We start from the raw sequence: 12,587 nt of genomic DNA on the forward strand, positions 1-12,587 counted from the left end.
GGTCAGGTCAGCGGCAGATACATCACATGGAGGCCGACCCGGCCGTGCGACGTCGAGTCGAACGCGTCCGGGACGGTCCCGATGATCTGGAAGCCGAGGGACTTCCACAGGCGTACGGCGGTGGTGTTGGTCTCCACGACCGCGTTGAACTGGATGCCGTGGAAGCCCTGCTCGCGGTGCCAGCTCACGCAGTAGTCGCCGAGGGCGCGGCCGACGCCCTTGCCGCGGGCGTTCGGGGAGACCATGAACGAGGCGGTCCCGATGTGGCTGCCGCGGCCCGGGCGGTTGGGGCCCATCTTGGCGCTGCCGAGGATCTCCTCGCCCTCGACCGCGACGACCACGTGGTCGTACATCCACATGTCCTTGGCCTCCTCGGAGGACAGGCCTTCGGGGTAGGCGTAGGTCTCCCCCGCCGCCACGATCTCGGACCAGAACGGGTAGATCTGCGGCCAGTCCTCGGCCGTCGCTTCGCGGATCTGCATCAGAGGTCAACCTTTCCGTCGATGGCCTCGCGCATGAGGTCGGCGTGCCCGCAGTGGCGGGCGTACTCCTCGATCATGTGGACCAGGATCCAGCGCAGGCTGATCGACTGGCCGTCGCGGGTCGTGCCGACCGCGATCTGGTCGAGGGAGCCAGCGGTGTCGGTGAGCTCGTTGGAGCGGGCGATCGCGTCGCGGAGCAGGGTGCGCAGCGCCTCGGGATCGTCCGCGGCGGCGCTGTTGAACTCCCAGTCCTGGTCGTTGTCCCAGGGAGCCGTGTCGAACGGCGGGACCGGGCTGTTGCCCGCCAGGCGTACGCCGAACCAGATGTCTTCCACGTACGCCATGTGCTTCAGGAGTCCGGCCAGCGTCATGGCGGTGGGCGGGAAGGGGCGGTTGAGCTGCTCGTGGTCGAGGCCGGCGACCTGCCTGAGCAGGGTCGCCCGGTGGAAGTCGAGGAACGTGCGCAGGGTCGTGGACTCGTCCGCGACGTAGGGGGCACCGGTTGGATGGCGGGTGTCCTCGAAGAGTGCCTCGGTCATGGGCGCCAACGTAGCGCCGGCGAGTTTCCTCGGCGAATCACTTTCGCGAAACTGAAACGCGTTCTAGATTTGCCGTCATGCCCCACGCCCCCAGAGGTCCACAGAGTCCCGAGAAACCGCTCAGAGTCGTCGTCTGGTCCACCGGGACGGTGGGTCGTCATGCGATCGCGGGAGTCGATGCGCATCCCGACCTGGAGCTCGTCGGGGTCTGGACCTCGACGCCGGCGAAGGCAGGTCAGGACGCCGGAGAGCTGGCCGGGCTCGGACGTACGCTCGGGGTGGCGGCGACAACGTCGCGCGACGAGCTGCTCGCACTCGCCCCGGACTGCGTCGTCCACGCGGCGATGACCGACGACCGGGTCTTCGAGGCGATCGAGGATCTGACCGGGCTGATCCGGGACGGGGTCAACGTCGTCTCTTCCGGGCCGGTGATCCTGGTGCACCCGCAGGGGACGCTGCCGGACGAGATGATCGAGGGCATCGACCAGGCCGGGCGCGAGGGCGGTGCGTCGCTGCACGTCAACGGCATCGACCCGGGCTTCGCCAACGACGTGCTGCCGCTCGCGATGACGTCGCTGTCCCAGCGGATCGACCACCTTCGGGTCAGCGAGATCGCCGACTACTCGACGTACTTCCAGCCCGTTGTGATGAAGGATCTCTTCGGCTTCGGGGGCTCGCTGGAGGACAAGCCGTTCCTGTGGGAGCCGGGCGTGCTGAGCACAGCATGGGGCCCCGTCGTCCGGGTCCTCGCCGCCGGCCTCGGGGTGACCCTCGACGAGCCGCTCGTCGAGCACGTCGAGCGCCGCCCGGCGACCAAGGACACCAAGACCGTGTCGGTGGACATCGCCGAAGGCACCCAGGGCTCCGTACGCTTCACCGTCACCGGCAGCGTCGACGGAGTCCCCCGCATCACTCTCGAGCACGTCACCCGGACCGACGCGGAGTCCGATCCCGACTGGCCCACCCCGGCCACCGGCGACGGCTGCTACCGCATCGAGGTCACCGGCGAGCCGTCGATGACCGTCGAGTTCAGCCACCACGGCGAGCACGGCGACCACAACGTCTCCGGGATGATCGTCACCGCCCAGCGCCTGGTCAACGCCATCCCAGCCGTCGTCGCCGCCGAACCCGGCCTCGTCTCCCCTCTCGACCTCCCGCTGATCACCGGCCGCGGCCTCGTCGCCGGAACCAACTGAAGCCGAGGCGTCAGCTACGTCGGCCGAAGCGTCACCGTGGTGCCCACTCGGCCGACGCGCGTGACGTCTCGGCCGACGGGGGCGCCTTCTCGGCAGGAAAGGAAACCAGATGAGCATTCTCGAACGATTCAGGCTGACCGGCCACGTGGCCGTCGTGACGGGGGCGGGGCGCGGGATCGGGGCGGCCACCGCGGTGGCTCTGGCCGAGGCCGGGGCGGACGTGGTGATCGCCTCGCGCACCGAGAAGCAGCTTCGGGAGGTCGCCGCGAAGGTCGAGGCGGTGGGCCGACGGGCGCTGGTGGTGCCGGCGGACCTGGCCGACACGGACGCGACGGCGGGGCTGGCGGAAACGGCGTACGAGGAGTTCGGGCGTCTCGACATCGTGGTCAACAACGTGGGCGGGACGATCCCGAACACGTTCCTCGACACCGACGAGGGCTACCTCGAGGAGGCCTTCCACTTCAACGTGACCACCGCGCACGCACTGACGCGGGCGGCGGTGCCGTACCTGGTGAAGAGCCCGGACGGGCAGCAGTCGGTGGTGTCGATCAGCTCGATGATGGGGCGTACGGCAGGGCGCGGCTATCTCGCCTACGGCACCGCGAAGGCGGCGCTGGCGCACTGGACGCGGCTGGCCGCGACCGACCTGGCGCCGCGGATCCGGGTCAACGGCATCTTCGTCGGCTCGGTGCGTACCAGTGCCCTCGAGTTCGTGGCGGGCGACGACACCATGCGTGGCGAGATCGAGTCGAAGACCCCGCTCGGACGCATCGGGGAGGCGGAGGACATCGCCGCCGCGGTGGTCTACCTGACCTCCCGGGCCGGGCAGTTCGTCACCGGGAAGATGCTCGAGGTCGACGGCGGCACCGAGGCGCCGACGCTCGACCTCAAGCTCCCCGACGTCGGCGCCTAGAGGTCTAGACCGTGACGTCCTTGTGCCAGGACTCGGTGATGTAGTCGGTCACCCAGCCCATCGACTTGTAGAGCCCGTCGGCCCCGGTGGGGCTGTCGGCGTCGACCTCGAGCGAGACCCGGTCACGGCCGCGCTCGAGGGCGTCGCCGATGACGGCGTAGAGCAGCCCCTTCGCCACCCCGCGGCCGCGGGCGTTGCGGTTGACGCCGATGTACTCGACGTACGTCCCCTCGACCCCGGCCGCGTTGGCGGGCAGCACCGAGGCGACCAGCGTGCCGGCCGGCAACGTCTCGTCCACGTAAGCCAGCCACCAGTGGTCCCAGCGGTGACCCGGGTCCTCACGGAGGCGCTGTACGAACTCCGGGAAGCTCTCCCGGTAGGAGTTGAAGTGGTCCTGGAAGGACTCCTCCAGGGTCTGGTGGACCGTCTGCAGGTCGGCCGCAACGGGCATACCGTTTTCGTGGGTCTCGACCGGGCGGATCGTCACCCCTTCGCGGAGCGGAGGCACCTTCTCGTCGGGCAGCACCGGTCGGCTCATGTGCAGCCAGGTGCGCTTGTTGGTGAACTCCGCCGCGGCCAGCCACTCGCGCTGCACGGTGTCGTCGGCGAACGGGCTGGCGTCGAGGTGGGACTCGGTGATGCCGCGCAGCTCGGCCATCGATCGGGCCTGGTCCTCGAGCCAGGCGTAGAGCCCGGCCGCGACCTCGGCGGCCTGGGCGATGGTGCGATCTACGTAGAGGTAGACGAGCGTGCGCCCGGCGGCGCGGTCGTGGGCGATGGCCCAGGCGCGGATGTCGCCGTCCGGGTCGATGGCGACGAGCTGCTGGCGGGTCCAGGAAGCAGGCCCGGCGATCTCGCCGGTGATGGCGTCGGCATCGACCTTTCCGGAGCCCTCGAACGGCGTCTTGTCGGCCGCCCGCAGCCTCAGCAGGGCGGGCAGATCGTCGAGGTCTGGGACCTTCGCCGTCCATCCGGCAGGGAGTTCCACGGGCGTCTCGCTATGGTCGCTCACCCGGCCATTCTCCCAAAGAGAGTCAGCGGTCGACCCAGCGGTCCGTGCCTGGGACCAGCGACGATGCCCCGGCGGTCAGTTCGGCGAGCAACGATTCCAGTCGGTTCTCGTCCTCCGGAGGGGCCCCGATCCGCAGGGTCACGGCGGTCCCATAGGCAGTGTCGAGGACGGTCACACCGGCGGATCGCAGGTCGGTCTCGAGGCGGCCGGCGGCATCGTACGGAACTTCGATCCGATACTCCCGGACCAGCTCTCGCCGCAGCGTGCCGACCTCCACGAGCGCGGCGCGGACGGCGTCGGAGTAGGCCCGGACGAGGCCACCCGCGCCGAGCAGGGTTCCACCGAACCAGCGGGTCACGACGGCGACCGTGTCGGAGACTCCGGCGCCGCGGAGCACCTCGAGCATCGGCGCCCCGGCGGTGCCGGCCGGCTCACCGTCGTCGTTGGAGCGCTCGACCGGCTGCGGCGGCGGGCCGATCCTGAAGGCCGAGCAGGTGTGGCGGGCGTCCCAGTGCTGCTTGCGCAGCCGCTCGACCACCGCTCGCGCGTCGGCCTCGTCCTCCACCCGGGCGAGCGTGCACAGGAACCGGGACCGCTTCTCCTCGATCTCGGCGGCGCCGTCGCGGCCGATGGTCAGGTAGTGCACTGCCTCACCAGATCCCCAGCACGCTGCCGCCGAGGCGGATGATGAACCCGGCGACCACGACGATGAAGAAGACGCGTACGAACCCGGCGCCCTTCGCCACCGCCGTCCGCGCCCCGAGGTAGCCGCCGATCAGGTTGCACACACCCATCACCAGGCCGGTCTTCCACATCACTGCGCCCTGCGGGATGAAGACGACGAGGGCGGCGAGGTTGGTGGCGACGTTGGCCATCTTCGCCTTCGCGCTCGCCTCCAGGAAGGAGTAGCCGAGGAGGCCGACGAGCCCGATCACCAGGAAGCTGCCGGTCCCGGGGCCCAGGGCACCGTCGTAGAAGCCGACCGCGAACCCGACCGCCATCGCGCCGATCAGATGCCGGTGGCCGTCGTACCTCAGCTCGGTCGCCTCGCCCAGGGACGGCTTGAAGAGCACCCACGCCCCGACCAGGATCAGCGCGATCAGGACGATGGGTTCGAAGACGCTCTCCGGGAGATAGGAGGCGACGCCCGCGCCCAGGGCGGACCCGGCGAACGCGAGGATCATGAGCGGGATGAACGTCTTCGGGTCCGGCCCCACCCGCCGGTAGTAGGTCGCCGCGCTGATCGAGGTGCCGAAGATCGAGGCCAGCTTGTTGGTCGCCAGGATCTGCACCGGCGCGGCGCCGGGAAGGAAGAGCAGCAGCGCCGGCAGCTGGATCAGCCCACCTCCGCCGACCACCGCGTCCACGTAGCCGGCGGCCAGGGCCGCGAGGGCGAGAAGGGCAAGTACGTTCAGCGTCTCCTCGGGCACCAGCGCAGATTACGCGGCCTGATGCTCACCGAGTTAACTCGGTGAGCATTCAGCCAAGCCGGTTCAGCCGGCCCACCAGCCGCGGCCACCGAACGCGTCGGGATAGCCGTAGGAGTTCGACGTACGCCGCGCCGTCCTGTCGCCGAGATAGGACCCGACCACGGCCGCGCCGAGGTCGTCCAGCTCGGGCGCGACGACGCGGCCCTCCACGCGGCGGGCCATGGAGTCGATGAATCGGGCCAGGCCGGGATCGTCGCCGAGGCGGAAGAAGGTCGTCTGGGCGCCGAGGCGGCGGGAGTTCTCCAGCTCCTCGACGGACCGGGCGATCGTCACCGGGTGGGGCGGGTAGGAGAACCAGACGTCGCCGCCCGCCTCCAGATGGGCGGTGGGCTCGCCGTCGGTCACGATCAGGAGCACCGGCTGGGCGCCGGGATGCTTGCGGAAGTGCCGGTTGGCGAGCAGCAGCGCGTGGTGCAGGTTGGTGCCCTTGTCCCAGATCGCGTCGAGGGCGGTCAGCTTCTCGATCTCCATCGTCTGGGCATAGCGGCCGAACGAGATCAGCTGCAGGTCGTCGTTGCGGAAACGGCTCTTGATCAGCGTGTGCAGCGCCAGCGCGGTGCGCTTCATCGGCACCCAACGGCCGTCCATCGCCATCGAGAAGCTGGTGTCGACCAGAAGCGCGACCGCTGCCTGCGTACGGGCCTCTGTCTCCTGGACCTCGATGTCGTCGACACTCAGTCGCACTCCTGGGCCGCGTCGGCACTCGCCGACCTCCCGGATGACGGCGTTCGTGATCGTGCGAGGTACGTCCCAGGGTTCGGTGTCGCCGAATGCCCAGGGCCGCGAGGAGCCGGAGAGGTCGCCCGCCGCACCGGCACGCTGCAGGTCGCGTTCGCCCTGCCGTCCGGAGAGCCGCTGCGCGACGTCGCGGAGCAGGGCCTTGCCGAGCTGGCGCATCGCCTTCGGGGTCAGCCGGAGGTCGCCGTCGGAGCCGCGCTCGAGCTGGCCGGAGTCGCGCAGCGCCTGCTCGAGCTCCTGCAGGGTGCGCGCGTCGACCGCGGCCTGGTCACCGAGCTGACGGGAGAGGGCGTCGAGGTCGATGTCGTCGAGCCGCGAGCCGGCGTAGGACTGCTGGAGCTGCTCGGAGAGCTGGTCGAGCTCGGCGATGTCCTGCAGCACGCCGGTGCCGTCACCGAGGCCCAGGCCCTCGCCACCGCCGAACTCCTCGGAGCCGTACCAGTCCTCGCCGGGCCGCGCTGCCTGCAGGTTGGCGTCGAGCTGAGCCATCTGCTCCATCAGCGCGGGCGATCCAAAGGCCTGCTGGGAGAGCTCCATCAGCTCGCGTCGCTGCTCGGCCGACATCGAGTTGAGCATCCGCTGCGCTGCCGCCGAACGCTGCGCGAGAGTGTCGAGCAGCTCGTCGATGTTCTGCGGGTTCTCGGGGAAGAACTGGCCGTGCTTGGCCATGAACTCGTCGAAGTCCTCGGATGTGTCCTCGCCGCGGTTGTGCTTGTCGAGGAGCTCGTTGAGATCGCGCAGCATCTCCGCGATCGCCTCGCGGTCCTCGTCGGTCGCCCCTTCGAGCGCCTGCTTCATCCCGGCAAACCGCTGGTCGAGGAGCTCGCGGCCGAGCAGGTCCTTGATCTCCTCGTAGGCCTCGCGGGCCTCGCGTGAGGTCCAGTCGTAGGAGGCGAGCTCGCTGACCGCGGCGGCGGTGTTCGGCGAGAGGTTGTCGATCTGCATCTCCCGGAACGCGCGATCGCCGTCGTCCATGGTGACGTCGCGGGCCAGCTGCTTGCGCTCCTCCAGGACCGCCTTGTCCAGCAGCTCACGCACCTGCTCGAGCGTGCCGTCGAGGTTGTGCCGCTGCAGCAGCTCACGACGCCTCTCCGCGACCTGCCGGGCAATGTCGTCGAGCCCGCGCTGGTCCTGTCCCCCGCGCCGCAGGAACTCCCGCATCGCCCGCTCGGGCGAGTAGCCGGACATCACGTCCTCACCGATCGCGTCGAGCGCCTCGGCGATGTCGACCGGCGGCGCGAGCGGGTCACCCCCGGCGTACTTCTTGTAGCGGCTCATGGTCGGTGCTCCTTCACGCATGTAACACGCTGTTCGTAGGTCTATCCGGTCGTTCTGATAGGGCGAGTAGTCCTACGAACGACGTGTTACCCCCTGCCGATGCCTCCCGGCTCAGCCATAGATCGTTTCCCCGTCGGCTGTGTCTTTGCCGATCTTCCTCGCAAGGAACAGGCCCTCGAGGGCCAGCTCGATGGCGCTGGCCAGCTGGCCGTCGTTCTTGGGACCGCCGGTGGACTCGTAGACGCGGTCGCCGATCTGGTCGTAGAGGTCGGACTCGCCCAGGACGGGGAGGCCGGCCAGGAAGTCGGCGGCAGCGACCTTGGTGCCGGTGGTGACCATGCGGCCGTCCTCGATGGCGTCGATGAGAAGCGCGAAGTCGAGGCCGCGGAAGGACTTGCGGACGGTCTCGGCGATGGCCGTACGCAGCAGGTGGGTGAGGATCTCGGCCTCGCGGCCCTCCTCGCCGGACTCGAACTCGATCTTGCCGGAGAGCACCTCGACGGCCGTCTCCAGATCGACGATGCGGGCGACCGCGTCGGCCTCGCCCTGGACGGTGGCGCGATGCAGGGCCGCGGCGGCGACGGTCTCGGCGCCCGCGATCGAGAAGCGGGCGGAGACCCCGGAGCGCTGGTCGACCGCGGAGGAGCTGCGCAGGTGACGGGTGAAGACGGCGAGGATCTCGAGGAGGTGGTCGGGTACGTCGGCGACCAGGGCGGCCTCCTGCCGGATGACCGCCATCTCCGCGGCGAGCTCGCGCGGGTAGTGGGTGCGGATCTCGGCACCGAAGCGGTCCTTCAGCGGCGTGATGATCCGGCCGCGGTTGGTGTAGTCCTCCGGGTTCGCCGAGGCGACCACTAGCAGGTCGAGCGGCAGCCGCAGCACGTAGCCGCGGATCTGGATGTCGCGCTCCTCCATCACGTTGAGCATCGCGACCTGGATCCGCTCGGCGAGGTCGGGCAGCTCGTTGATCGCGACGATGCCGCGGTGGGAGCGCGGGATCAGGCCGAAGTGGATCGTCTCCGGGTCGCCCAGCGAGCGTCCCTCGGCGACCTTCATCGGGTCGACGTCGCCGATCAGGTCGGCCACGGACGTGTCGGGGGTGGCCAGCTTCTCCGAGTAACGCTCGGAGCGATGCTTCCACGCGATCGGCAGCGCCTCGCCGGCGGTCGCTGCCAACCGCTGGGACCCGACGCTGACGGGCTCGTAGGGGTGCTCGCCGAGCTCGGATCCCTCGATGACCGGTGTCCACTCGTCAAGCAGTCCGACCAACGTACGCAGCAGCCTGGTCTTTCCCTGACCGCGCTCGCCCAGCAGGACGACGTCGTGTCCGGCGATCAGGGCACGCTCGAGCTGCGGGATGACGGTGTCCTCCAGCCCGTGGAGCCCGGGCCAGGGGTCCTCTCCGGCTGCCAGCTTCGCCAGCAGGTTGTCGCGGATCTCCTCACGGAGCGACTTGAACACATGGCCACTCGCGCGAAGCTGGCCGAGGGTGCTGATCGTGGGTGCGGCAGTCACGGACGCAACGCTACGCCGCCGCCCAACCCCTGGGCGGCCTCGGCGTCGACGTCCCGATCCGCGGATGCGGAGGACCCGACGCTGGCGAGCAGCTCCTCGACCCGCTCCCGGGTCAGCGCGGTGCGGTCGAGCTCCCCCACCTCGTCCAGGATCGCGACGACCTCGTGGAGCGTCGCCCGGGCCTGCGCGACACGCTCGGTCTCGCGCTCGACCACGGCCCGGCGTACGAGGACGTTGGCCTCACCCCACCGGTTGCGCTCCTCGAGTCGGTGGGTCAGCTCCAGCCGCAGATGGGTCTCGGCCTCGGCGTAGCGCCGCAGGCCGATCAGGGCATCGACCAGGGTCATCCGCGGCGAGGCTGAGGAGTCGACGTCGACCGACGCGTAGCCGATCTCCTCCTCGACCAGCCGCACGGCGTCCTCGTAGCGCTCCATCCGGACGTAGACCTCGGCCAGCCCGATCAGGCTGGCGCGGGCACGGTCGTCCATCCCGGCCGAATCCGCGACGGCGTACGCCTCCTCGAGGACTGCGACGGCCTCGTCGAGCGAGCCGGTCATGCTGAGCGCCTGGCCGCAGTTGGACAGCGCCATCTCCAGGCCGGCGGCGGTCCCAGCCTCGCGGAACACCTCGGCGGCGCCACGGAACTCCGTGATCGCGCGGGTCAGGTCGCCGACCCGGGCCCGGCTGATCCCGGACTGGTTGCGGATGTAGGCCGCATCGACGTGCTGACCGGCGCGGAGGGCGGCGTCGAGGCCGAGCTCCTGGAGCGGGATGGTATCGGCGGGTGGGTGCCGCATCGAGAGGCTGAACATCTTGTTGACCAGCTGGTACGCAGGGCCCAGCAGCCCCGCGCGCACGGCGACACGTACGGCGCTGCCCATGGTCAGCCACTCCCGGTCGCCCCAGGCGCGGGCCTGCTGCGAGGTGGCGAAGCTCAGCGGTGTCACCCCATCCACGACGGGGTCGAGGCTCATCAGCCGGAAGGACCGGCCGTCGGCCTCTGAGGCCGCGACCAGGGAGTGGGTGTACCAGCTCACCAGCCGCAGCAGCGCCTGGCCGGACTCCTTCTCCGAGCCCATCTCCAGGGCGTAGTCGCGGATCAGGTCGTGGAGCACGAAGCGCCCGGGCCGGTGCTCACGGACGAGGTTGGCGTCGACCAGCTTGTCGACCAGGCGCCGGGCGGCGGCGATGTCGACGGCGAAGAGCGCCGCCATCGCGGGCATCCCGATCTCATGACCCGGGCGGAGACCGAGGAGGCGGAAGGCACGCTGCGACTCCTCGTCGAGGGAGTCGTAGGACCAGGAGAAGACCGCGCGCAGGTCGGAGATCGGGTCGAGCGGTGCCTCCAGCGCCGCCAGCCGGCTGGTCTCGCCGTCGAGCTCGGCGACCAGGTCGGTCAGCGGGAGGTCGGGGTAGCGGCTGCAGCGCTCGGCAGCGACGGCGAGAGCCAGCGGCAGGTGTCCACATCTGTCCGCGAGGGCGCGTACGTCCGCCTCGTCGGCCGTCCGGTCGATGAGCCGCTGCCTCAGGAAGGCCGCCGACTCCGCCGGGGCGAGCGTGTCCAGCGCGAGCCGGCGGGCACCCTCGCGGGTCGCCAGGCCACGCAGCTGGCTCCGGCTGGTCACCAGCACCAGAGAGTCACCACCCGGCAGCAGGGGTCGCACCTGGGTGGAGTCGCGAGCGTTGTCGAGCACCAGGAGCATGCGCCGCTGCGCGAGCGTCGTACGCAGCAGCGCCGATGCGGCGTCCACCTCGGCCGGCACCGAGGCGGCGTCGACGCCGAGCCCGATCAGCAGGGTCGTGAGCGCCTGGGCGTGCGAGAGCGGCTCGCCCGGGCCGAAGCCGCGCAGGTCGATGAAGAGCTGACCGTCGGGGAAGTGCTCGGTCCGGGCACGCGCCCAGTGCACCGCGAACGCGGTCTTGCCCACCGCCCCGATGCCGTGCACGGCGACCACGCTCGGCCAGCCGGCGTCGTGGGAGATGGTCACCGCGTCGAGCAGCCGGAGCTCGGCCTCTCGCCCGGAGAAGCTGGGGATGTCGGCCGGAAGCTGTCTCGGGACCATGTCCTCCTCCGAGACGCGCTGCGCGGGCACGGTCGCCTGACCCTGGGAGGCCTCGACCTCCGGGGCCGGCGAGGAGCCGGTCAGCAGCCGGGTGAACGTGGACCGCAGCTCCGCGCCGGGGTCGGCGCCGAGCTCGTCGGCCAGTCGCGCCCGGACCTCCTCATAGGCCTCCAACGCCTCGGCCGTACGCCCCGCCGCGTCCAACGCGTCCAGGAGCACCACCCACAGGGACTCCCGCAACGGATGGTCGCCCACCACCCGACGCACGTCGGCGACCGCCTTCGCGGCCCGGCCGGCGGCGATGTCGATCTCGGCGCGATGCTCCAACGCGGCGAGGTAGCGGTCGACCAGCCACGGGCGGGTGCGCTCGGCCAGCGAGTCCCCGGAAGGCTCGTCGAACGGCTCGGCGCGCCACAGCGCGATGGCCTCCTCGAGCCGGTCGTAGGCCTCGAGGCCCTCGGCGGCGTCGAGCAGGTCGATGAAGGCGAGCGCGTCGACCGAGGAGCGGGGCAGGTCGAGGATGTAGCCGCCGGCGGCGCGGCGTACGACCTCCTTGCCGAGCACCCGACGCAGCCGCCCGATGTAGGTGTGCAGGCTACCGCGCGGGTTGTCGGGGAGCTCCTCGCCCCAGATCCGGTCGGCGAGCAGGTCGGCGGAGACCGGGGTGCCGGCCTCCAGGGCCAGCAACGACAGCAACGTGCGCGGGCGTCGTCCCGGGACCTCCACGGGCTCGCCTGCGCGCGTGACGATCAAGGGGCCCAGCAGACAGATGTTCACATCCGTCACCGATGCACCCCCGCCGTCCCGAGCCGCTTGCGCCTGAGAGCCACCCCCACACAATAGACGGGGCGCTCCGGGCCTACGACGAGAATGCGTCCTTTCCAGTACACAATGGGGCGCATGTCTCCCTTCGGCCGCACCGCCACCGGATCGCCCCTGCCCGAGGAGTGCCCGTGCGGCAGCGGGCGGCGCTATGCGATGTGCTGCCACCGACTGCACCGTGGCGGCGCCCTGGCCGAGACTCCGGAGGAATTGATGCGCAGCCGCTACGCGGCGTACGCCCTCGGAGACTGGGACTACATCTTCCGCACCTGGCATCCGGGGACCCGCCCCGACGACCTGGGCGTGGCCGCACCCGACTCACGACTGACGTGGACGGGGCTGGAGATCGAGGGCTTCGGGCTCGATGACGACACCCACGGCTGGGTGGCGTTCCGGGCGTCCTACCAGGCACCGTCTGGCGACGGGGTGCTCGCCGAGCACAGCCGGTTCGAGGTGCGTGCCGGACGGTGGCTCTACGTCGACGGCGAGATCGCGAGTCAATGACCAAACGCAAGCATTCGCGTGAGTTTGAGGCAGAC

11 protein-coding genes are annotated in these 12,587 nt (G+C 70.5%); 3 read left to right on the forward strand and 8 right to left on the reverse strand.

The annotated features are described in order from the left end of the window. Positions 1 to 2 precede the first annotated feature (2 nt). Together OH802_RS27800 and OH802_RS27805 are read right to left on the reverse strand one after the other, a co-directional pair. Positions 3 to 482: a GNAT family N-acetyltransferase gene (locus tag OH802_RS27800; protein ID WP_406023599.1), complete on the reverse strand. Its 480-nt coding sequence runs from the start codon at positions 480 to 482 to the stop codon at positions 3 to 5. Then, positions 482 to 1,021 carry a DinB family protein gene (locus tag OH802_RS27805; RefSeq protein ID WP_406023600.1) on the reverse strand — a complete coding sequence of 180 codons (540 nt, stop codon included), beginning with the start codon at positions 1,019 to 1,021 and terminating at the stop codon, positions 482 to 484. Before OH802_RS27805 ends, OH802_RS27800 begins: the two co-directional genes overlap by 1 nt. Before the next feature lie 77 nt (positions 1,022 to 1,098). Here OH802_RS27805 and OH802_RS27810 point away from each other — a divergent pair, with 77 nt between their 5' ends. After that, complete coding sequence (locus OH802_RS27810; protein ID WP_406023601.1) at positions 1,099 to 2,217, forward strand: diacylglycerol kinase; 1,119 nt, start codon at positions 1,099 to 1,101, stop codon at positions 2,215 to 2,217. Positions 2,218 to 2,326: 109 nt separating this feature from the next. Beyond that, a complete protein-coding gene (locus OH802_RS27815) occupies positions 2,327 to 3,130 on the forward strand; it encodes an SDR family oxidoreductase (RefSeq protein ID WP_406023602.1) in 804 nt (267 codons plus the stop codon). Positions 3,131 to 3,134: 4 nt separating this feature from the next. Here the strand turns inward: OH802_RS27815 and OH802_RS27820 are convergent, their stop codons facing one another. From OH802_RS27820 to OH802_RS27845, 6 genes are all read right to left on the reverse strand, one after another. Further along, entirely contained in the window at positions 3,135 to 4,118 is a 984-nt protein-coding gene (locus OH802_RS27820) for a GNAT family N-acetyltransferase (protein ID WP_406023603.1), read from the reverse strand. A gap of 46 nt (positions 4,119 to 4,164) precedes the next feature. Further along, positions 4,165 to 4,788, reverse strand: coding sequence for a YigZ family protein (locus tag OH802_RS27825; protein ID WP_406023604.1), 624 nt, complete (start codon positions 4,786 to 4,788; stop codon positions 4,165 to 4,167). Between the two features lie 4 nt (positions 4,789 to 4,792). Next, entirely contained in the window at positions 4,793 to 5,572 is a 780-nt protein-coding gene (locus OH802_RS27830; RefSeq protein WP_406023605.1) for a sulfite exporter TauE/SafE family protein, read from the reverse strand. Positions 5,573 to 5,635: 63 nt separating this feature from the next. After that, a complete protein-coding gene (locus tag OH802_RS27835) occupies positions 5,636 to 7,648 on the reverse strand; it encodes a hypothetical protein (protein WP_406023606.1) in 2,013 nt (670 codons plus the stop codon). Positions 7,649 to 7,759: 111 nt separating this feature from the next. Continuing rightward, positions 7,760 to 9,163: a magnesium chelatase gene (locus tag OH802_RS27840; RefSeq protein WP_355228297.1), complete on the reverse strand. Its 1,404-nt coding sequence runs from the start codon at positions 9,161 to 9,163 to the stop codon at positions 7,760 to 7,762. Next, complete coding sequence (locus OH802_RS27845; RefSeq protein ID WP_406023607.1) at positions 9,160 to 12,012, reverse strand: BTAD domain-containing putative transcriptional regulator; 2,853 nt, start codon at positions 12,010 to 12,012, stop codon at positions 9,160 to 9,162. Before OH802_RS27845 ends, OH802_RS27840 begins: the two co-directional genes overlap by 4 nt. Positions 12,013 to 12,126: 114 nt before the next feature. Between OH802_RS27845 and OH802_RS27850 the strand changes: the two genes are divergently transcribed. Further along, positions 12,127 to 12,552: a YchJ family protein gene (locus OH802_RS27850; RefSeq protein ID WP_406023608.1), complete on the forward strand. Its 426-nt coding sequence runs from the start codon at positions 12,127 to 12,129 to the stop codon at positions 12,550 to 12,552. Positions 12,553 to 12,587: the final 35 nt, after the last annotated feature.

Origin of the sequence: Nocardioides sp. NBC_00850 (genome assembly GCF_045207335.1) — a bacterium.
Lineage (GTDB): Bacteria > Actinomycetota > Actinomycetes > Propionibacteriales > Nocardioidaceae > Nocardioides.